The sequence below is a fragment of the Leifsonia sp. 563 genome, from assembly GCF_040545055.1.
Taxonomy (GTDB): domain Bacteria; phylum Actinomycetota; class Actinomycetes; order Actinomycetales; family Microbacteriaceae; genus Leifsonia.
Window position 1 is genome coordinate 66,150 of sequence record NZ_JBEPLE010000008.1, and the last position, 19,112, is coordinate 85,261.

At 70.3% G+C, this 19,112-nt stretch carries 21 protein-coding genes; 14 read left to right on the forward strand and 7 right to left on the reverse strand.

Annotation, left to right across the window (positions count from 1 at the left end; genetic code table 11):
* The first annotated feature begins 75 nt into the window (after positions 1 to 75).
* From ABIC47_RS18170 to ABIC47_RS18185, 4 genes are read left to right on the forward strand one after another with little or no spacing between them, the layout of a single operon-like run.
* The gene (locus tag ABIC47_RS18170) at positions 76 to 744 is read left to right on the forward strand and encodes a TetR/AcrR family transcriptional regulator (RefSeq protein WP_089876575.1); all 669 of its coding nucleotides are present in this window, start codon (positions 76 to 78) and stop codon (positions 742 to 744) included.
* The gene (locus ABIC47_RS18175; RefSeq protein WP_309861321.1) at positions 741 to 1,997 is read left to right on the forward strand and encodes an MFS transporter; all 1,257 of its coding nucleotides are present in this window, start codon (positions 741 to 743) and stop codon (positions 1,995 to 1,997) included. The genes ABIC47_RS18170 and ABIC47_RS18175 overlap by 4 nt, the downstream gene beginning before the upstream one ends.
* A complete protein-coding gene (locus tag ABIC47_RS18180) occupies positions 1,997 to 3,289 on the forward strand; it encodes an amino acid deaminase/aldolase (RefSeq protein WP_354482774.1) in 1,293 nt (430 codons plus the stop codon). Before ABIC47_RS18175 ends, ABIC47_RS18180 begins: the two co-directional genes overlap by 1 nt.
* Positions 3,286 to 4,599, forward strand: a complete 1,314-nt coding sequence (locus ABIC47_RS18185; RefSeq protein ID WP_354482776.1) for a D-arabinono-1,4-lactone oxidase — start codon at positions 3,286 to 3,288, stop codon at positions 4,597 to 4,599. The genes ABIC47_RS18180 and ABIC47_RS18185 overlap by 4 nt, the downstream gene beginning before the upstream one ends.
* A gap of 65 nt (positions 4,600 to 4,664) precedes the next feature.
* Here ABIC47_RS18185 and ABIC47_RS18190 read toward each other — a convergent pair whose 3' ends face one another.
* Together ABIC47_RS18190 and ABIC47_RS18195 are read right to left on the reverse strand one after the other, a co-directional pair.
* Positions 4,665 to 5,549, reverse strand: coding sequence for a M48 family metallopeptidase (locus ABIC47_RS18190; protein ID WP_354482779.1), 885 nt, complete (start codon positions 5,547 to 5,549; stop codon positions 4,665 to 4,667).
* Between the two features lie 7 nt (positions 5,550 to 5,556).
* Positions 5,557 to 6,123 carry a LemA family protein gene (locus ABIC47_RS18195; protein ID WP_018191575.1) on the reverse strand — a complete coding sequence of 189 codons (567 nt, stop codon included), beginning with the start codon at positions 6,121 to 6,123 and terminating at the stop codon, positions 5,557 to 5,559.
* A gap of 164 nt (positions 6,124 to 6,287) precedes the next feature.
* On the opposite strand from ABIC47_RS18195, the gene ABIC47_RS18200 reads away from it, so the two are divergent.
* Genes ABIC47_RS18200 through ABIC47_RS18210 form a run of 3 tightly spaced genes read left to right on the forward strand, consistent with a single transcriptional unit; the run spans position 6,288 to position 8,511 of the window.
* Complete coding sequence (locus ABIC47_RS18200) at positions 6,288 to 6,935, forward strand: TetR/AcrR family transcriptional regulator (protein WP_354482781.1); 648 nt, start codon at positions 6,288 to 6,290, stop codon at positions 6,933 to 6,935.
* Between the two features lie 8 nt (positions 6,936 to 6,943).
* On the forward strand, positions 6,944 to 7,780 hold the full coding sequence (locus ABIC47_RS18205; protein WP_354482784.1) for an ABC transporter ATP-binding protein: 837 nt from the start codon (positions 6,944 to 6,946) through the stop codon (positions 7,778 to 7,780).
* Positions 7,777 to 8,511, forward strand: a complete 735-nt coding sequence (locus ABIC47_RS18210) for an ABC transporter permease (RefSeq protein WP_354482787.1) — start codon at positions 7,777 to 7,779, stop codon at positions 8,509 to 8,511. The genes ABIC47_RS18205 and ABIC47_RS18210 overlap by 4 nt, the downstream gene beginning before the upstream one ends.
* Positions 8,512 to 8,515: 4 nt before the next feature.
* Here ABIC47_RS18210 and ABIC47_RS18215 read toward each other — a convergent pair whose 3' ends face one another.
* From ABIC47_RS18215 to ABIC47_RS18230, 4 genes are all read right to left on the reverse strand, one after another.
* Positions 8,516 to 8,710 carry a hypothetical protein gene (locus ABIC47_RS18215; RefSeq protein WP_354482790.1) on the reverse strand — a complete coding sequence of 65 codons (195 nt, stop codon included), beginning with the start codon at positions 8,708 to 8,710 and terminating at the stop codon, positions 8,516 to 8,518.
* A gap of 40 nt (positions 8,711 to 8,750) precedes the next feature.
* Positions 8,751 to 9,530: a hypothetical protein gene (locus ABIC47_RS18220; protein ID WP_089876559.1), complete on the reverse strand. Its 780-nt coding sequence runs from the start codon at positions 9,528 to 9,530 to the stop codon at positions 8,751 to 8,753.
* A 68-nt stretch (positions 9,531 to 9,598) separates the two neighbouring features.
* Positions 9,599 to 10,045 carry a hypothetical protein gene (locus ABIC47_RS18225; protein ID WP_354482793.1) on the reverse strand — a complete coding sequence of 149 codons (447 nt, stop codon included), beginning with the start codon at positions 10,043 to 10,045 and terminating at the stop codon, positions 9,599 to 9,601.
* Entirely contained in the window at positions 10,042 to 11,271 is a 1,230-nt protein-coding gene (locus tag ABIC47_RS18230) for a winged helix-turn-helix domain-containing protein (protein WP_354482796.1), read from the reverse strand. The genes ABIC47_RS18225 and ABIC47_RS18230 overlap by 4 nt, the downstream gene beginning before the upstream one ends.
* A 140-nt stretch (positions 11,272 to 11,411) precedes the next feature.
* On the opposite strand from ABIC47_RS18230, the gene ABIC47_RS18235 reads away from it, so the two are divergent.
* Genes ABIC47_RS18235 through ABIC47_RS18250 form a run of 4 tightly spaced genes read left to right on the forward strand, consistent with a single transcriptional unit; the run spans position 11,412 to position 15,433 of the window.
* Entirely contained in the window at positions 11,412 to 12,548 is a 1,137-nt protein-coding gene (locus tag ABIC47_RS18235) for an ABC transporter substrate-binding protein (RefSeq protein ID WP_020077222.1), read from the forward strand.
* On the forward strand, positions 12,527 to 13,525 hold the full coding sequence (locus ABIC47_RS18240) for an ABC transporter permease (RefSeq protein WP_020077223.1): 999 nt from the start codon (positions 12,527 to 12,529) through the stop codon (positions 13,523 to 13,525). Before ABIC47_RS18235 ends, ABIC47_RS18240 begins: the two co-directional genes overlap by 22 nt.
* Complete coding sequence (locus ABIC47_RS18245; protein WP_354482799.1) at positions 13,513 to 14,364, forward strand: ABC transporter permease; 852 nt, start codon at positions 13,513 to 13,515, stop codon at positions 14,362 to 14,364. Before ABIC47_RS18240 ends, ABIC47_RS18245 begins: the two co-directional genes overlap by 13 nt.
* A 1-nt stretch (position 14,365) precedes the next feature.
* Positions 14,366 to 15,433: an ABC transporter ATP-binding protein gene (locus tag ABIC47_RS18250; protein ID WP_354482802.1), complete on the forward strand. Its 1,068-nt coding sequence runs from the start codon at positions 14,366 to 14,368 to the stop codon at positions 15,431 to 15,433.
* A 33-nt stretch (positions 15,434 to 15,466) separates the two neighbouring features.
* Here ABIC47_RS18250 and ABIC47_RS18255 read toward each other — a convergent pair whose 3' ends face one another.
* Positions 15,467 to 16,015 (reverse strand): TetR/AcrR family transcriptional regulator, encoded by a 549-nt coding sequence (locus ABIC47_RS18255; RefSeq protein ID WP_354482804.1) that lies wholly within the window; start codon positions 16,013 to 16,015, stop codon positions 15,467 to 15,469.
* Between the two features lie 73 nt (positions 16,016 to 16,088).
* On the opposite strand from ABIC47_RS18255, the gene ABIC47_RS18260 reads away from it, so the two are divergent.
* The 3 genes from ABIC47_RS18260 to ABIC47_RS18270 all read left to right on the forward strand — a co-directional run bounded on the left by ABIC47_RS18260 (position 16,089) and on the right by ABIC47_RS18270 (position 19,075).
* Positions 16,089 to 16,994, forward strand: a complete 906-nt coding sequence (locus ABIC47_RS18260) for an alpha/beta fold hydrolase (protein ID WP_354482806.1) — start codon at positions 16,089 to 16,091, stop codon at positions 16,992 to 16,994.
* Positions 16,995 to 17,083: 89 nt separating this feature from the next.
* A complete protein-coding gene (locus tag ABIC47_RS18265) occupies positions 17,084 to 17,683 on the forward strand; it encodes a hypothetical protein (protein ID WP_231371268.1) in 600 nt (199 codons plus the stop codon).
* Positions 17,684 to 17,812: 129 nt separating this feature from the next.
* The gene (locus ABIC47_RS18270) at positions 17,813 to 19,075 is read left to right on the forward strand and encodes an AI-2E family transporter (protein WP_354482808.1); all 1,263 of its coding nucleotides are present in this window, start codon (positions 17,813 to 17,815) and stop codon (positions 19,073 to 19,075) included.
* Positions 19,076 to 19,112 lie beyond the last annotated feature (37 nt).

Consider the following 19,112-nt stretch of genomic DNA (forward strand, 5'->3'; position numbering starts at 1 on the left):
CATACTGTGATCTGGGTCAACTGTCCCACTTTTCTTCCCGCGCGACGGAGCCCGGGTGGAGCCCGAGGAGTCCGGATGACGCGCATCCCGGTCGCAGACCGTCGCACCGCCCTGGTCCAGGCCGCCCTGCGCGTGATCGCCCGTGACGGTGTCGCCGCCGCAACGACCCGCCGGATCGTCGCCGAGGCCCGCATGCCGCTCGCCAGCTTCCACTACGTCTTCGCCTCGCGCGACGAGCTGATGGCCGAGCTGATCGAGGCGGCCGTCGGCAGCGAGCAGACCGACCTCGCGCCCGCGCTCACCGCCGACGCAGGCGGGGGAGGGATGCGCGACGCCGTCCGCGCGGGCCTTCAGCACTACTTCGACGGCGTCCGCGCCGATCCCGGCCGCGAGAAGGCCATGTTCGAGCTGACCCAGTGGGCACTCCGCGAGCCCGGATTCGAACCGCTCGCGCGCCGGCAGTACGCGCGCTACCACGAGGTCGCCGCGCAGGCCGCCGCCGAGACCGCGCGTCTCGCCGGTCACGAGTGGACGCGTCCGCTCGACGAGATCGCCCGCATCCTGGTCTCCTTCACCGACGGGCTCACCGTCGGCTGGCTGGTCACCCGCGACGACGCGGCGGCCGCCGCCGTGATGGATGTGGCGGCCGACGCGCTCGCCGCCCTCGCCGTCCCGGCCTCCGAACCGCACCACCGCACCACGCACCACACCCCCGCCCCCTCGACGAACGCAGGTGCACGATGACGAACACGACGACGCCGGCGGTCTTCGCCGAGCCGGTGCGCAAGGTCCCCGGACGGTGGATCGCCGCCTTCGCGGTCGCCTGGCTGGGCGTGTGGATGGCGCAGCTCGCGCCCATCCAGAAGCTCCTGCCCGACCAGGTGCAGGCGCAGCTGCATACCGACTCGTGGGTGGACAACGTGATCGCCTTCGGGGTCATCTCGGGCATCTCGGGCGTCTGCGCCATCGTCGCCTACCCGCTGACCGGGGCTCTCTCCGACCGCACCACCAGCCGCTTCGGCCGCCGCCGTCCGTGGATCGCCGCCGGAGCCGTGGTCTTCGCCGTCTCGCTGGTGCTGCTCGGGCTGCAGACCACGATGGTCGGGATGGGCGTGTTCTGGTCGCTCGCGCTGACCGGCTTCTGCATCCTCACCGCCGCGCTCACCGCCACGATCAGCGACCAGGTGCCTGTGGACCAGCGCGGCTACGTGAGCGGCTGGATCAGTGCCCCCCAGGCGATCGGCATCATCCTCGGCGTCGCCCTGGTCACCTACGTCTTCGTCGGCGCGTTCGTCGGCTACACGGCCATGGCGGTGCTGCTGGTGGTGCTCGTGCTGCCGTTCCTGTTCCTGCCGGACGCGGTGCTGCCGGTGGAGCTGCGCGAGCGGATGTCGTTCCGCGGCGTGATCGAGGGTCTGTGGATCAGCCCGCGTGAGCATCCCGACTTCGGCTGGACGCTGCTCAGCCGCGTGCTGGTCAACTTCGGCAACGCGTTCGGCACGTCGCTGCTGCTCTACTTCCTCGAGTTCGGCCTGCGCGACCCGAACGCCGACGACGATCTGCTCATCCTCATCCTCGTCTACATGGTGTTCGTGATCGTGGCGTCGCTCGTGCTCGGCCGGCTGTCCGACCGTCTCGGCCGCCGCAAGGCGTTCGTGTTCGCGTCGTCCGCTGTGCAGGGCGTCGCGGCGCTGCTGCTCGCGTTCGTCCCGCAGCTGTCGGTCGCCATCGTCGCCGCCGCGCTCCTCGGCATCGGCTACGGCTGCTTCCTGTCGGTGGATCAGGCGCTCGCCACCCAGGTGCTGCCCGACCCGGAGAGCCGCGGGAAGGACCTCGGCATCATGAACATCGCCCTGGCCGTTCCGCAGGCGGTCGCGCCCCTGTTCGGCGCGATGATCGTGGCGGCTCTGGGCGGCTTCGCCGGCCTGTTCGTCCTGTCGGCCGTGTTCGCGTTCGCGGGAGCGCTCGCGGTCGCCCGAGTGAAAGCGGTGCGCTGATGAGCGACCTCGACCTGTCCACTCCGCCGGCTCCGTCCGAGCGGACGTGGACGACGCCCGACGTCTTCTGGCCGTCGCTCTCCGCGGCGACCGCGCGGCTCGACCCTCCGCTCGCGGTTCTCCACCTGCCCGCGCTCCGGCACAACGTCCACGACCTGCTGCGTCGGGCGGCCGGGCCGTCCGACCGGCCGGCGAAGGCCATCCGGGTCGCCTCCAAGTCGGTGCGGGTGCGCTCGGTGATGGATGCGGTGCTCGCCCTTCCCGGGTACGCGGGCGTGCTCGCATACACGCTTCCGGAGGCGTTGTGGCTCGCGGAGGGCGACGCGGAGCACCCGCCGATCGAGGATGTCGTCGTCGGCTACCCGACCGCCGACCGCGCCGCGATCGCCCGGCTCGCCGCGTCACCCGAGCTCGCCGCGCGCGTCACGCTCATGGTCGACTCGATCGCCCACCTGGACTTCATCGACGCGGTGGTCCCGCCGGCGCAGCGCCAGACCATCCGGCTGTGCCTCGAGCTCGACTCCTCCTGGTTCGCGCCGGTGCTCGGTCACGTCGGCGTGTTCCGGTCGCCGCTGCACTCGGCGGCGTCGGTGCGCACGGTCGCCGAGGAGATCGTGCGCCGCCCGGGCTTCGCGCTCGTCGGGATGATGGGGTACGAAGCGCAGATCGCCGGCCAGGGCGACAACCCGCCCGGCAAGCCGGCCTGGGGTGCGACGCTGCGGTGGATGCAGAAGAACTCCCGCGACGAGCTCCTCGGCCGCCGGGGTGAGGCCGTCGCCGCGGTACGGCAGATCGCCGACCTGGAGTTCGTGAACGGCGGCGGGACCGGCTCCATCGAGTTCACCGCCTCCGACGAGTCGGTCACCGAGATCGCCGCCGGCAGCGGGCTGTTCGGCGGCCACCTGTTCGACACCTACCGGGCGTTCCATCCGGCGCCTGCCGCATCCTTCGCCCTCTCGGTGGTGCGCCGGCCGAATCCCGAGACCGCGACCCTGCTCGGCGGCGGCTGGATCGCCTCCGGCCCTCCCGGGCCCGACCGGATGCCGAAGGTCGAGTGGCCGACCGGGCTGAGCATGGTCGCGCGCGAGATGGCCGGCGAGGTGCAGACTCCGCTCACCGGCGCCGCGGCCGGCGTGCTGCGCATCGGCGACCGCGTCTGGCTGCGGCACACCAAGTCCGGCGAGCTCAGCGAGCACGTCGACGCCTTCCAGCTGGTGGACACCGTGGACGGGCGGGCGCGCGTCGTCGGCGAGGCATCCACGTACCGCGGCGACGGGAAGGTCTTCCTGTGACGGCGGTCGGCGGTCTCTGGCGCAACTGGGGTCGGACGGAGGCGGTGCGCCCGCAGCGCGTGGAGCGCCCGGCGACGGCGGAGGCCGTGCAGCGCGCAGTGCAGGCGGCGAACCGGACCGGGATGCGCGTCAAAGCGGTCGGCGCAGGGCACAGCTTCACGGGCATCGCCGTGGCACCGGGTGTGCAGCTCGACCTCGAAGACCTCAACGGCATCCGCGATGTCGACCTCGAACGCGGGCGTGTGACGCTCGCGGCCGGCACGCACCTCCACCAGCTGCCGCGGCTGCTGCGGCCGCACGGCCTGGGGCTCGAGAACATGGGGGACATCGACCGGCAGACGATCGCCGGGGCGACCTCCACCGGCACACACGGCACGGGCGGGTCGTTCGGCGGGCTGGCGACGCAGATCGTCGGGCTCACGCTGGTCACCGGCACAGGAGAGCTGCTGCGCATCGACGAGACGGACAACGCCGAGCTGCTCCCTGCTGCGCGCCTAGGGCTCGGCGCGCTCGGCGTCATCGTGGACATCACCCTGCAGTGCGTTCCCGCGTACCTGCTGCAGGCCGTCGAGCGGCCCGAACCGCTGCAGGCGACCATGGAGTCGTACCTGGAGCGCTCGGCGCGGGAGGACCACTTCGAGTTCTACTGGTTCCCGCACACCGAGACGGCCCTCACCAAGACGAACACGCGCCTGCCCCTGACGGCCGAACGGAAGCCGCTCCCGCGGGTCGGACGGTGGGTGGACGACGAACTGCTCGCCAACGGCCTCTATCGGGGAGTGTGCGCGCTCGGCACGGCGGCGCCCGCCGTCATCCCGCCGTTCAGCCGCCTCGCGCAGCGCCTCACCGGCAACCGCGACTTCACCGACCACGCGCCGCGGGTGTACGTCACCAACCGCACGGTGCGATTCCGGGAGATGGAGTACGCGCTGCCGCGGGAGGCCGTGCCCGAGGCGCTCGACGAGGTGAAGGCCCTCATCGAGCGGCGGGGATGGCGGATCTCGTTCCCGATCGAGGTGCGGAGCGCCGCGGCCGACGACATCTGGCTGTCGACGGCGTACGGGCGCGAGACGGGCTACATCGCCGTGCACCGGTACTACCGGGAGGATCAGCGCGAGTACTTCGCCGCGGTCGAGGAGATCATGGTCGCCCATGACGGACGCCCGCACTGGGGCAAGCTGCACAGCCGGGATGCGGACGCGCTGCGAGCCACGTACCCGCGCTTCGACGACTTCCTCGCGGTCCGCGACCGCCTCGACCCCGAGCGGCGCTTCGAGAACGCCTACCTGCGCCGCGTCCTCGGCCCCTAGACCGCCGAGGTGCACGCCGTGGTCGCTCAACCGCCGGAATAGCAGCCACAAGGTGCACTTCGGCGCTAGAAGCTGCCGCCCATCTCCTCCAGGCGCTCGACGCGCTGGGGGATCGGCGGGTGGGTGGAGAACAGGCGCGCCATGAGGCCCGGCTTCAGCGGGTCGTTGATCCACAGGTGGGCCATGGACGAATTCTGCTTCTGCATCGGGCGGCCGTAGGCCTCCAGCTTCAGCAGCGCGCTGGCCAGGGCGTCCGGATGGCGGGTCGTCATCGCACCGGTGGCGTCTGCGAGGTATTCGCGCTGACGCGACACGGCCAGCTGCACGAGGGTCGCCACCAGGGGAGCGACGATCGCGGCGATCAGCCCGAAAACCAGCACGACCGGGTTGCCGCCGCCGTTGTTGTTGTTGCGGTTGCCGCCGAAGAACGCCATGCGGAGGAAGATGTCGGCGATGAAGCCGATCGCCACGGTCAGGCCGAAGACGATCATCCCGAGCCGGATGTCGTAGTTGCGGACGTGCCCGAGCTCATGCGCCATGACGCCCTCGAGCTCGGCGTCGGTCATGATGTCGAGCAGTCCGGTGGTCGCGGCGACGGAGGCGTGCTCCGGGTCGCGGCCGGTCGCGAACGCGTTGGGTGCCGGATCGTTGACGATGTAGACGGCCGGCATCGGCGTTCCCGTCGCGATGGACAGGTTCTCGACGACGTTCCACAGTCGTGGATTGTCCGCCTTCTGGATCGGGATCGCGCCCGACATGCTCAGCGCCTGACTGCTGGCCAGGTAGTACTGGAAGAGCGCGTACAGCACCGCTCCGACGAGCACCACGACGAGGATCGTGTAGCTCTGGTAGATGTACGCCGCCAGCCATCCGAGCGCACCGATGAGGATCAGGAACAGCAGGATGATGAAGACGGTGTTGCGCTTGTTCCTGGCGATCGCCCTGTACATCTACGCCCTAGAACTGGACGCGCGGGGGCTCGGCGATCGCGGCGAGGTTGTCGACCTCGAAGAACTCGCGCTCGGTGAAGCCCAGGCGTCGGGCGAACAGGTTGTTGGGGAACACCTTGATCTTGGTGTTGAACTCGCGCACCCCGCCGTTGTAGAACCGGCGCGACGCCTGGATCTTGTCCTCGGTGTCGACCAGGTCGGCCTGCAGGCGCAGGAAGTTCTGGCTCGCCTGCAGCTGCGGGTAGGCCTCGGCCACGGCGAAGATGCTCTTCAGCGCGGTCTGCATGTGGTTCTCGGCGACGGACGCCTCACCCGGCGTCTGCGCGGACAGCGTCTCGGCACGCGCCTGCGTCACGGACTCGAAGACGCCTCGCTCGTGCGCGGCATATCCCTTGACCGTCTCGATCAGGTTCGGGATGAGGTCGGCACGGCGCTTCAGCTGGACCGTGATGTCGCTCCACGCCTCGTCCACCCGGACCTTCAGGGTGACCAGCGAGTTGTAGGTGGCCCACAGGTAGATCCCGATGATCGCGACGATCACGACGACGATGATGACCGGAATGAGCCATTCCATGTTCGCAGAACTCCTTGTGTGCCAGGCGCCGGGTCGAGCAGATGCGCAGACCTCATCCTAGCTTCGGCGAAGCGCGCTCTCACCGCGTTCTCATCACACTCGAAGCAAGCGCATCGGCTGTGGACAGCACCCTCGATCTGCGCCGCGGCGTGCAGAATGGGGCCGTGAGCGAAGCAGCGACGCGGCGACGTCCCGGACGGCCGCGGAAGGAACGCGGGGCCGGGTCCGCGCGGGCGTCGATCATGCGTGCGGCGGCGGAGGAGTTCGCCGAGCGTGGGTACGAGGCGGCGTCGCTGCGGGCGGTCGCCCGGCGTGCGGGCGTCGACCCGGCGCTCGTCCACCACTACTTCGACGACAAGGCCGACCTGTTCACCGCGACGCTCGAGGCGCCGCTCCGGCCGGACCGCGCGGTGGATCTCATCCTCGCCGGCACGCAGCACGACATCGGCGAGCGGCTGGTCGCCTACCTGCTGGAGCGTCTGGACGACGAGAAGTCCGGCCGCCGCATGGTCGTCATCCTGCGCACCGCGCTCAGCTCGGGCCCGGGCACGCGCATGGTGCGCGAGTTCCTCCTGCGCGAGGTCCTGTCCAAACTCGCGGGGCTGGTCGGGGGAGAGGATGCTGAGCTGCGCGCCGAGCTCGCCGCCAGCCAGCTGGTCGGCCTGATCATGACGCGGTACGCCCTCCGGGTCGAGCCCATCGCAGGCACGCCCCGGGAGGAGCTCGCGCGTCGCGTCGGCGCCGTCGTGCAGTGGCACCTGTTCGGAGCGCCGGGCGCGCCTCTTGACGCGGTGCCTCCCACAGGCGAATAATTCATCACATGATGAATTCGCGGAGAACGTCCGCGGAAGCGGGCGACGACGCCCTCGCCGATGCGATCGCCATCGAGGGGCTCCGGGTGCGGCGCGGCCGCACCGACGTCCTGCACGGGCTCGACCTCCGCATCCCGCGCGGCCAGGTCGTCGGCCTGCTGGGGCCGAGCGGCTGCGGCAAGACGACGCTGATGCGCGCGGTCGTCGGCGTGCAGAAGGTCAAGTCGGGCACCGTGACGGTGCTCGGCCAGCCCGCCGGCACCGCGGCCCTTCGCCACCGGGTCGGCTACGTCACCCAGGCGGCCAGCGTCTACGACGACCTCACCATCCGCCAAAACCTCGAGTACTTCCGCCGGGTGCTGGGCGCCGGCCGCGCCGACGTCGACCGCGCGATCACGGCGACCGACCTCGACGAGCACTCCGGTCGCCTGGTCTCGAACCTTTCGGGAGGTCAGCGCAGTCGGGTCTCCCTCGCCGCGGCCCTGCTCGGCTCGCCCGATCTCCTCGTACTCGACGAGCCGACGGTCGGGCTCGACCCGCTGCTCCGCGTCGAGCTGTGGGCGCTGTTCCACCGCCTCGCCGAGGCCGGCACCAGCCTCCTGGTGTCGAGCCATGTGATGGATGAGGCCAGCCGCTGCGACCGCCTCATCCTGATGCGCGAGGGGGCCGTGCTCGCCGATGCGACCCCGGCGGAGCTGCTCGCCGAGACGGGAGCCGCCGACGCCGAGGGCGCCTTCCTCGCGCTGCTGCGTCGCCACCACGCCCGGCATGCCCTGCCGGACGCGGAGCCGGACGCGGAGCCGGATGCCGAGTCGGAGAGCGGAACGGAGGTGGAAACGCCATGAACCCCACGCGCACGCTCGCGACCACCGGCCGCGTGCTCACCCAGATCCGTCATGACCCGCGCACCGTGGTGCTCCTACTGGTGGTGCCCGCGCTCCTCGTCGGCCTCGTCGCCTGGATCTTCACCGACACCACGGTGTTCCAGACCATCGGCCCGGCCATCCTCGCCCTGTTCCCGTTCATCGTGATGTTCCTGGTGACCTCCATCACCACGCTGCGGGAGCGGAGGACCGGCACCCTGGAGCGTCTGCTGTCGATGCCTCTCGGCCGCAGCGACTTCATCCTCGGCTACACGCTCGCGTTCGGGCTGCTCGCGGTGGTGCAGGCCCTCATCGCGTCGGCGTACGCGCTGTGGGTGTGCGGGCTCGACGTGAAGGGCGACCCGTGGCTGCTGGTCGCCGTCGCGGTGACGGATGCCGTGCTCGGCAGCACCCTCGGACTGTTCGCGAGCGCGTTCGCCCGCACCGAGTTCCAGGTCGTCCAGTTCATGCCCCTGCTGGTGTTCCCGCAGATCCTGCTCGGCGGGATCTTCCTGCCGCGCGACCAGCTCCCGGCCGGCCTCAAGGAGATCAGTGACTGGCTGCCGCTGTCGCACGCGGTCGATGCGCTGAACGCCGTCGCGACGAACTCGCACGACGCCGCCTACGTGGGCGGTCAGCTCCTCATCATCGGAGCGTTCGCGGTCGCCGCCGTCGTCTTCGGGGCGCTGACCCTGCAGCGCCGCACCGCCTAGCGGCTTACTTCGTGGCGGCTTGCTTCGACTTCGGCGCGTCGCCGCTGGGGGCGGCGGTCGGGCGGGGTTCGGTGCTGCCGGAGAGCCACGACTGAAGGCGGGCGGTCTTCGCCGCGGCGGGCTCGCCGGGGATGGACTTGCGCGTGCGCACCCGGATGAATCCGACCCCGTTCGGGGAGACCTCGATGTGCGTGCTCATGGGTCCAGTGTAAGACCTGGCGCCGACATTGTCCCGGCCCTCACGGCGCGTTCAGGGCGAACGCCGTGGCGAGCTCGGCGGCGACCAGTTCGGCCAGCAGCTTGTCCCCGTCCACGAGACTCTTCCTGCGGGGCGCGTCGACGGCGATCATCCCGAAGACCACGTCGTTCGCCCAGATGGGCGCTCGGATGAACGTACGATACCTGTCCCTGTCCCCGGCGTATCCGACGGGAGCGTGCTTCTTGATGTCGGGGTAGAGTTCAGCGCCTGTCGTCGAGGCGTCCTCGAGGAAGGCCACGATTTCCTCGCCCGCGGGCGACGTGAGGTCGAACGTCCGGGGAACGTCCCGCCGCCCGAAACGCGCGATCGGCTCGAGCAGCCCGGACGTCGCCGACAGCTCGAAGACCACGGCCCGCACCTCGGCGCTCTTGGGAGTCATCGCGACCAGGGCGCTGCAGCAGACCTCGGCAACTTTCTCCAGGAGCGCGCGTCGAGCGGCGCCCTCATCGCGATCGACAATGGCCATCTTGGTCATCATGTCGAGCGCGGGACCCAGGGTGTTGTGCAACTCACGGACCGCGTCGTAGCGCGCGCTGTCGAGGGACCGGCCCCAGAGGTAGTCGCGGACGCCTTTGACGAGCAGGAGGATGCCCAGGGCGATCGTGACGATGATGGCCCAGAAGCGCAGAGTCGGAGCGGCACCGGGATCGCCGGCCGCCATCACGCCGAGGACCGACGCGCAGGCGGTAAGCAGGACGGGCAGCAGTATCCAGACGAACAGGCGGGCGCCGTCAGCAGCGACGCGACGTACCTGGGACACTCGCCGATTCTAAAGCGGACGACCGTCATCGCCCCGGGGTGCGCCCGAGGTTGTGGAGAACCGCCGGCTTATGCCGTCGCCTCCTCGTCGGACACCGGCAGCTCGGCCGTGCCCGTGTAGCGGTAGCGCACGCGCGAGCCCGTGCGCGGCTCGTCGATCGGACGCCACTCGGTGCCCACGTTGTCGTCGCCCACGATCGAGACGTCGCGGATGACGTCCTTCGGCTGCCCGTCGACGAACGACTGGATGACCTCGGCATAGACCTCGGAGTCGGGGTTGAGCAGCACCGCGATGTAGTGGTCCGACTGCCGCACCTCGCGCGCGGGCACCCACAGCCGCTCGTCGAACTGCACCAGCGTGCCGCCGTCTGCGGTTGCGTGCGGCCTGACCCCGGTGACGATCCCGTCGAGCCAGGTGTCGCCGTCGTGGTAGGCGTACAGCTCGCGCATCGGCGTCTCGTAGTCGGCCTCGTCGGCCCCGTCCTGATCCAGATAGTCCAGTGGTGACGTCGTCATGCCCCGAACCCTACCCCCGCGCGCAGCGCGCCCGCGAGGAGCGGCGCGAGGTCGCCGCGCGCACCCTCTGCCACCTCGACGCGCTCCAGTCCCTGCCACGCGGCCGTCGAATCCAGCAGCGGGAGGAGCCGGTCGATCGTCGCCGGGGGAGCGCCCGGCTCCGTCCACGCCGACTGTACGCGCAGGATGCCCGCCTGCCGGTCGCTCTTCAGGTCGATGCGCCCGACCAGGGCGTCGTCCAGCAGGATCGGCAGCGAGTAGTACCCGTACACGCGCTTCGGCGCCGGCGTGTAGATCTCGATGCGGTAGTGGAAGCCGAACATCCGCAGCGCCCGGTCGCGGTACCAGACCACCGGGTCGAACGGCGACAGCAGCGCCGCCGCTTCGATCTGCCTCGGCTTGCGGGCGTCGCGGTGCATCCACGCGCGCAGCGGCCGGCCGGCGCTCTCCCAGCCGGGCACCTCGACGGGGACGAGCTCGCCCGCGTCCTCCAGCTCCTGCAGGGCGACGGAGACGCGCGGGCCCTTGATGCGGTAGTAGTCGGCGAAGTCGCGGGCCGTGCCGATGCCGTGCGCGACCGCGGCCCGGCGCAGGAGCTCGCGGACCGCATCCTCATCGCTCACGGTCTGCTCCAGCACGCTCGCCGACAGCACGTCGGCGGCCAACCCGTAGCGGCGCTGGAACCGGGTGCGCCCGGCGATCGCCACCTCGCCGAACAGGAACATCCGCTCCAGCGCGCGCTTCACCTCCGACCAGCCCCACCACGGACCCGTGCGGTGGTTCGCATCGTGCTCGATCTCACCCGCGACCAGCGGACCGTTGGCGGCGAGCTCTCCGCGCAGCCACTCCACCGTGCTCTCGTTGACCTCGAACCAGCTCCCCGGACCGCCGTACCGGGCGCGGTAGTCGCGCATCCGCCAGGCGAACAGCGGCCAGTCCTCCGTGCGCATGAAGGCCGCTTCGTGCGGCCAGTACTCGGTGTACGGGCCGCGCGCGTCGAAGGTGAGCCGGTCGAGGAGGCCACGGTCGTACGCGCCCAGGCGTGCGAACGCCGGGAGGTAGTGGCTGCGCTCGAAGACATTGACCGAGTCGATCTGCAGGAGCCGCAGGCGGTCCATCAGCCCGTTGAGCTGCCGGGTGCCGACCGCGTCGGGATGCGGCCGGCCGAAACCCTGCGCGGCCAGCGCGATACGACGTGCGAGTGCGGGGGAGACCTGTTCGACCACGCGACGACCCTATCGACAACCCCGGACACCGGACGTTCACCGCCGCGTCACCGGCACGCGACCGCCCGGACGCCTGGCCTTCCTACCGTGACCACGTCCGGGCGCTCCGCCCGGTCGACACCTTGCACTGGAGGAAACCCGTGATCAACAAGCGCGCACGTGTCGCCGGCTTCGCCGCCGCGGCCGCCGTCGTCGCACTCTCGCTCTCCGCCTGCTCCGGTGGCGCGAGCGCCAGCACCGCAGACACCGCGAAGATCAACTCCGCCACCGACGTCGCGTCGGCCGGCGGGATGGACGCGCTGGTCGCGGCCGCGAAGAAGGAGGGCAGCCTCAACATCATCGCGACGCCGGGCGACTGGGCGAACTACCAGGAGATCTTCGACGGCTTCACCAAGAAGTACGGCATCACGATCAACCCGAGCCAGGACAGCGCCTCCAGCCAGGAGGAGATCGACGCCGCCAAGAAGCTCAAGGGCCAGGACACCGCTCCGGACACCTTCGACGTCGGCTCCTCGGTCGCACTCGCGAACACCGAGTACTTCGCGCCGTACAAGCCGACCGGCTGGGACGACATCCCCGACAACCAGAAGGAGAAGGACGGCCTCTGGAAGGTCGGCTACTACGGCGTCATGGCGGTCGGCTACGACGCCAACAAGATCAAGACCGCTCCGAAGTCGTTCGACGACCTCCTGAAGCCGGAGTTCAAGGGCGCGGTCGCGCTCAACGGCAACCCGACCCAGGCGGCCGCAGCGGCCGGCGCCGTCGCGTACGCCACCCTGCAGAACGGCGGAACGCTCGACGACCTGACCCCCGGCATCGACTGGTTCACCAAGCTGAAGAAGGCCGGCAACTGGAACGCCGCCGACGGCAAGCCGAACACCATCGCCTCGGGTGAGACCCCGGTGCTGCTCGACTGGTCGTTCAACCAGAAGGGCTACGCCACCTCCGACACCATCAAGGGCGGCGGCGTGAACTGGAAGTACGTCGTGCTCCCGGGCACCGCGTACGTCGGCTACTACAACCAGGCCATCAACAAGGACGCCCCGCACCCAGCGGCCGCGCGCCTCTGGGAGGAGTACCTCTACAGCGACGCCGCCCAGAACGCATGGCTGAAGGGCGGCGCCTACCCGGCGCGCGTCGACGCGATGGAGAAGGCCGGGACGCTCGACAAGGACGAGTTCCCGGGCAAGCTGGATGAGGTGGCCGTCATGAGCGACAAGCAGGCCACCGACGCCGGCACCCTGCTGAACGCCAAGTGGGCGAACGCGGTCGGCTGATGACCGAGACCGTCACAGGCGCCGCGGCGCCTGCGGTCGGACGCACCGCCGCCGGAGTCTCCGAGACGGAGACCCGGCGGCGGCCGTCGTCGGCCCGGCCCGCTGTCGAGCGGCCGGCACGCCGCCGCCGGACGGGCGCGGCCGCCGTGCTGGGGCTGACCCCGTTCGCGTTCTACGTCATCGTGTTCCTCGCCATCCCGACCGTCGTCGCGGTGGGCAGCGGGTTCCTCGACGACGCCGGCCGCTTCACCTGGGCGAACCTCACCGGCCTCGCCGAGCCGGCCATCGCCGGTTCCTTCTTCGGCGCGTTCTGGCTCTCGGCCGTGACCGCCGTCGTCGGCGCGATCGCCGGAGCCGCGCTCTGCTTCGCCCTGCTCCGCTCGCGGTCCGGCGGCGTGACCCGCTCCCTGGTGGATTCGGCCAGCAGCGTCCTCGCCCAGTTCGGCGGCGTCATGCTCGCCTTCGCCTTCATCGCCACGATCGGCGCGCAGGGCCTGGTGACCGTGCTGCTGCGAAACGTCGCACACATCAACATCTACGAGAACGGCGTCTGGCTGTACACGGTGCCCGGCCTCATCCTCCCGTACCTCTACTTCCAGATCCCCCTCATGGTCATCACCTTCATGCCTGCGTTGGAAGGTCTCCGCCCGCAATGGCTGGAGGCGACGGCGACGCTCGGCGGCAGCCGCTGGACATACTGGACGCGCGTGGGCGGCCCCATCCTGCTCCCGTCGTTCCTCGGCAGTCTGCTGCTGCTGTTCGCCAACGCGTTCTCGTCGTACGCGACGGCCGCGGCCCTCGTCGGCCAGGCGAACAACATCGTGTCGTTGCAGATCCGGCAGGCGCTCATCAGCGAGACCGTGCTCGGCCGGGCGAACCTGGCCGGAGCGATGGCTCTCGGGATGCTGCTGGTCATGGTCGTCGTCATGCTCGGCTACTCGGCCCTGGTGCGACGGACGGCGCGGTGGCAGCGATGAGCCGGGCGGTCGAGTCGCGCCCGGTCCGCCGCCGAGCGCCCGAGCTGCGGCTCGGCCCGGGTCCCGTCGTCCGTGCCGTGATCTGGACGCTCCTCGGGCTGTTCTTCCTCATCCCGCTGTTCTCGATGGTCGAGTTCACCCTGCGCACCGCGAAGCCCGGCGTGTACAACCTCGACCGCTGGGTGGCCGTGTTCTCGGGCGAAACCACCCGGTACGACCGCGTCTACCAGGGCCTCGGCAACTCGCTCGTGCTGGCGGTGGTGACGGTCGCGATCGTGCTCCTCGTGCTGCTGCCGACGATCGTGCTCGTCGAACTGCGATTCCCGAAGCTGCGGAGGCTGCTGGAGGGGATCTGCCTGCTGCCGATCATGATCCCGGCGATCGTGATGGTCGTCGGGCTCGCTCCGACCTACGCGGTGGTGACCGAAGTCTTCGGGTCCGGCGCCTGGACGCTCGCCTTCGCGTACGGCATCACCGTGCTGCCGTACGCCTATCGCGCGATCCAGAGCAACGTCGCCGCCGTCGACATGATCACCCTCAGCGAGGCCGCCCGGTCGCTCGGCGCCGGCTGGTGGACGGTGTTCTGGCGGGTGCTCGTGCCGAACCTCCGGCGCGGCATCCTCGCCGCCTCCGCCCTGTCCGTCGCCGTCGTGCTGGGCGAGTTCACCATCGCCTCGCTGCTCTCCCGCGTCAACCTGCAGACCTCCCTGCTGCTGGTGTCGCAGTCCGACCCCTTCGTCGCGGTCATCTTCGCGCTTCTCGCGCTGGTGTTCGCGTTCGTCCTCCTCGTCGTCGTCGACCGCCTCGTGAGCGTCCGGCGCCGCACCGCGAAAGGCTGACATGACCGCCCTCGAGACCCCGCTCCTCTCCTCCCGCACCGGATCCACCGTCGAGCTGCGCGACCTCGTCCGCGACTTCGGCGGCGGCGTCGGCCTGTCGGGCTTCGACCTCGAGGCTGCGCCGGGGGAGCTGATCGCCCTCCTCGGCCCCAGCGGGTGCGGAAAGACCACTGCGCTCCGCTCGCTCGCCGGACTCGAGCGGGTGGACAGCGGCAGCATCCTCATCGACGGACGCGACGTCACCGACGAGCCCACCAGCCGCCGCGACCTGGGGATGGTGTTCCAGTCGTACTCGCTGTTCCCGCACCTCACCGCGGGCCAGAACGTCGAGTTCGGACTGCGGATGCGCAAGGTCGCCCCGGCGGACCGCCGTCGCCGCGCCGCGGAAGCCCTCGAGCTGGTCGGCCTCGACCACCACGCGGGCCGGTACGCGCACCAGTTGTCCGGCGGCCAGCAGCAGCGCGTCGCCCTCGCCCGCGCCCTCGTCACCGAGCCGCGCGTCCTGCTGCTCGACGAACCGCTGTCGGCGCTCGACGCGAAGGTCAGGGTCCAGCTCCGGGATGAGATCCGCCGTATCCAGACCGAGCTCGGTATCACCACGTTCTTCGTCACGCACGACCAGGAGGAGGCGCTCGCCGTCGCCGACCGGGTCGCCGTGATGCGCGCGGGCCGGATCGAGCAGATCGGCAGCCCGGAGGAGCTGTACCACCGCCCCGCGACCGCGTTCGTCGCCGAGTTCGTGGGCCTCACGAACCGGGTGGACGGCGTGGTCGCCGGCGGGCGGCTCAGCGTGCTCGGACACGAGGTGCCGCTCGCCTCCGACGCGGTCGACGGCCCCGTGACCGCCTACCTGCGGCCGGAGGACGTCGTGCTCGCCGGAGGCGGCATCCCGGCTGTGGTGCTCACGACGAGCTTCCTCGGTGCGCTGCGCCGCACGCGCGTCCGGCTGGAGGACGGCACCGAGCTGTCGCTGCAGCACGGCGCACGCGAGCGGCCGGAGCCGGGCGAGCGGGTCGCCGTGGGGCTCACCGGGTCTCCGGTCACCGTCGCGCCGCGCGTGGTGGTCTGACACACGGTGAGGAGGCTTGTGCCTGCCTACCGGTTAGGTCGACAGCGAACGCACCGATCGACTGAGGATCGGTCGTGCGTCGAGTGAAGGATCGACGGTAAGGCGATGCAGGATCAGCCCGTCGCTGAGCGCCATGATCGCTTTCGCGGCCCTCGCGGGGTCGGGCAGGCCGGCGCCGCGGATGAGCTGCTCGGTCCAGCGCTCGAACTCGTGACGTTGGTGGTGCAGCGGGGCTCCGAGTTCGGGGTCGGAGCCCAGCTCGAGCCACAGGGAGTAGCGAGCGCGGGTCCGCGCCGCGAACGGCCCGGTCTGCGCCTCGAACAGCAGACAGAGGATCTCGATCAGTTCTTCGGCGCCGTGCACGGTCGGCACGCCTGACGGATCGACGTCGGCACGCTCCTGCTCGGCCAGGTGGTCCACGACGCCGCGGAGCAGCGCCCGTCTGGTGCGGAACCAGTTGGAGGTGCTCCCCGGGGGCAGGCCGGCGGCGGAGTCGACGCGGGCATGGGTGAGCGAACGTACGCCCTCTGTGCCCAGCAGCTGGAGGGCGGCGTCGAGCGCACGCTCTCTGGTCGTCGGCATGTACACTCCGTTTCTCTCGACTTACTACGAATGTAGTCTTACTATGTTCGTAGTAATCGTAGGGAGGGTGATCATGGACACGCCCGCACTCCGCCGGGTTCCCGCCGAGGCATCCATCTGGTCGCCTCCGCTGCCGGAAGCCGCCGGGTTCGAACATCTCATCGTGGAGACGCCCGGTCTTCGCAGTCATGTCGCGACAATCGGCGAGGGGGAGCCGGTGGTCCTCCTGCATGGGTTCCCCCAGCACTGGTGGCAATGGCGTCATGTCGCGTCGCGGCTCGCCGCGCACGGGTACCGAGCGATCTGCCCGGACCTCCGTGGTTCCGGGTGGACGGTCGCGGAGGACCCGCGAATAGACCCAGAAACGCGGCTCGCCGACCTGCGCTCGCTCCTTGCCGCGCTCGGGATCGAGCGACCTCACGTCGTCGCCCACGACATGGGCGGGATCACGGCTGCCCAGTTGGCCTACCAACATCCGGAGCTCGTGCGCAGCTGGGTCCAGCTCTCCGTGCCGCCGTTCTTCATGAGGATCAGTCCGAGGGTGCTCCCTGGCTTCCGGCACCTGCCGTCGCTGATCTGGCATCGCCGCGGCCGTTCCCTCGAAGGCATCTTCTCCAGTGACTATGTCGCGCATCCTCTGCGCCCCGACGTCATCCAGGCGCACCTGGCACCTCTGGCGCGCCCGGAGGTCGATGCCGCCGTCCGACGACTGGTGCGCGGCATGGTCGTCCCGGTGTCGGTGCAGCTGGCTCGCGGCGCGTTCGCCAGACGGCGGCTGCGGCCCCCGACGCTGTCGGTGTTCGGCCGGCAGGACCATCCATGGGACGAACCGCTCCTGCGCCGGCTCTGCGGCGACACCGCGGTGGTCGCCGACCGGTTCGAGTTCGCCTTCGTCGACGATGCGGCACATTTCATCACCGATGACGCGCCGGAAGCGGTCGCCGACCTCGCCCTCGACTGGTTCGAACGGGCCGGGTAGCGTCGGTCTCCGCCGGTGGGCGGGTCACCGCCGCGGGACGTCGGAAATGGGGCAGTCCCGGCGCGCTGACCGCGGAGTAGAGTCCGCGCATGTCCAGCGAGACTCCGAATCGGGGTGGGCGTGCGGGGGAGGACGCAGAAGTCGCTGTGCAGATCGATCCCGCAACGTTCGAGAAGACCCAGTCCCTCACGGACATCGCGCACCGCATCTCGGTGCACGATGTCATCACCTTCCCGTGGTACCGCCCCATCGACACCATCAGCCCCACGCACACCGTGGGGAAGGGGCGGACCAACCTGACCCTCATCGCGTCCGACATCATGCAGACGGACACGACCGGAACCCCGTACGCGTCGTTCACGTACCGCCCGACACCGTCCGGCGGCCCGGGGGTCTCGGTGCACTTCACGCCGGGCGACTACGGCGCGACGGCGGTCGGCGACTACGTCGTCACCTTCGTCATCGCGGCGAACGGCAGCGTGAACCTCACGGTCGGCGGCTACGCGGGCGGCACGATGCCCACCGGGCTCGGGCCGCGGATCGTGAACGGGAATGTCGCCATCGTCGTCGGGCTCAAACACGTGCCGCCGACGCAGGTGACGTACGCCTCCATCCAGCAGACCGGCGGAGCCACCTGGCAGTGGTACCGGACGGCCATCGAGTATCCGCCGCTGATCCTGCAGCTGTGAGCCGGCGCCCCTGAGCCGAGGTACTGATCCAAGGCCCTGGCCGGCCCCGGATCCGCCCGGCTGTCAAGGGGCCGGGAGCCGCGGCCCCGTTTCGGCGAACGAGCGGAGCCGCGGCCTACACTGACGGTCATGTCCGACATCGACCGCCCCGTCCCGTCGCCCACGACTGCGCCCGGAGCCGGCCCCGAGGCCAACCGCGCACCGGCCCGCGCCTGGTTCCAGCGCCGCCGCCGAGAGCTCGGCGAGCCGATCGAGTCCGCCGACGAGACGGTCCCGCGCGGGATGCGCATCGCCGGCGCGTGGTCGTGGCGCCTGCTGGTGATCGGTGCGGTCCTCGCCGTCGTCATCTTCTTGATCATCCAGCTGAAGCTCATCGTCATCCCCGTGCTCATCGCGGTGCTGCTGGCGGGCCTGCTGGTTCCGTTCAAGGACTTCCTGGTGCGGCACCGCTGGCCGAAGTGGCTGGCGATCGTCGTCGTGCTGATCACGCTGGTCGTCGTCGTCGGCGGGCTGCTCTACCTGGCGATCTGGCAGGTGACGCGGCAGAGCGGGGAGCTGCAGAAGCAGTCGGTCGCGTCCTTCAACGACCTGCAAGCCTGGCTGACGAGCGGACCGCTCGGACTCAGCCCCGACCAGATCAGCAACGCGTTCGTCTCGATCGGGAAGTCGATCCAGCAGGACGGCCAGGTCTTCCTCTCGGGTGCGCTGTCGGTCGGCTCCACCCTCGGCCACGTCTTCGCGGGCGCGCTGCTCGTGCTGTTCAGCACCATCTTCATCCTCATCGACGGCAAGAGCATCTGGGGATGGATCGTCCGCGTCTTCCCGAAGCGGTCGCGCGCGGCGATCGACGGAGCAGGACAGGCCGGGTGGGTCACGCTCAAGAACTTCGCGAAGGTGCAGGTGCTGGTCGCCTCGATCGACGCGCTCGGCATCGGCCTCGGGGCGTTCTTCCTCGGGCTGCCGCTCGTCATCCCGATCTCGGTGCTGGTGTTCCTCGGCTCCTTCATCCCGGTCGTCGGAGCGGTCGTCACCGGGGCGCTGGCGATCTTCATCGCGCTCGTCTTCAAGGGCTGGGTGTTCGCGCTGATCATGCTCGGCGTGGTGCTGCTGGTGCAGCAGATCGAGGGACACATCCTGCAGCCGCTCATCATGGGTAGCGCCGTCAAGGTGCACCCGCTCGCCGTGGTGCTCGCCGTCGCGGCCGGTTCGCTGCTGGCAGGCATCCCCGGCGCGCTGTTCGCGGTGCCGTTCGTCGCCGTTCTGAACGTGATGGTGCACTACATCGCGAGCGGGGTCTGGCGGAATGTGCCGCCGGAGAACTACACGCCGCCGGAGCGGGCGATCTGGGAGACGGTCCCGCGGCCGGTGCGCCGGCCGCCCGCGAGGTCGTAGCACGAGCACGCATACAGTCGCCGGCATACGAGCGCCG

Coding starts and splice junctions, on each gene's coding strand:
- ABIC47_RS18170 (WP_089876575.1), top strand. CDS start 76: ATGACGCGCATCCCGGTCGCAGACCGTCGCACCGCCCTGGTCCAGGCC.
- ABIC47_RS18255 (WP_354482804.1), bottom strand. CDS start 16,015: ATGCCGACGACCAGAGAGCGTGCGCTCGACGCCGCCCTCCAGCTGCTG.
- ABIC47_RS18265 (WP_231371268.1), top strand. CDS start 17,084: ATGTCCAGCGAGACTCCGAATCGGGGTGGGCGTGCGGGGGAGGACGCA.
- ABIC47_RS18225 (WP_354482793.1), bottom strand. CDS start 10,045: ATGACGACGTCACCACTGGACTATCTGGATCAGGACGGGGCCGACGAG.
- ABIC47_RS18260 (WP_354482806.1), top strand. CDS start 16,089: ATGGACACGCCCGCACTCCGCCGGGTTCCCGCCGAGGCATCCATCTGG.
- ABIC47_RS18180 (WP_354482774.1), top strand. CDS start 1,997: ATGAGCGACCTCGACCTGTCCACTCCGCCGGCTCCGTCCGAGCGGACG.
- ABIC47_RS18270 (WP_354482808.1), top strand. CDS start 17,813: ATGTCCGACATCGACCGCCCCGTCCCGTCGCCCACGACTGCGCCCGGA.
- ABIC47_RS18205 (WP_354482784.1), top strand. CDS start 6,944: ATGATGAATTCGCGGAGAACGTCCGCGGAAGCGGGCGACGACGCCCTC.
- ABIC47_RS18175 (WP_309861321.1), top strand. CDS start 741: ATGACGAACACGACGACGCCGGCGGTCTTCGCCGAGCCGGTGCGCAAG.
- ABIC47_RS18250 (WP_354482802.1), top strand. CDS start 14,366: ATGACCGCCCTCGAGACCCCGCTCCTCTCCTCCCGCACCGGATCCACC.
- ABIC47_RS18210 (WP_354482787.1), top strand. CDS start 7,777: ATGAACCCCACGCGCACGCTCGCGACCACCGGCCGCGTGCTCACCCAG.
- ABIC47_RS18215 (WP_354482790.1), bottom strand. CDS start 8,710: ATGAGCACGCACATCGAGGTCTCCCCGAACGGGGTCGGATTCATCCGG.
- ABIC47_RS18190 (WP_354482779.1), bottom strand. CDS start 5,549: ATGTACAGGGCGATCGCCAGGAACAAGCGCAACACCGTCTTCATCATC.
- ABIC47_RS18195 (WP_018191575.1), bottom strand. CDS start 6,123: ATGGAATGGCTCATTCCGGTCATCATCGTCGTCGTGATCGTCGCGATC.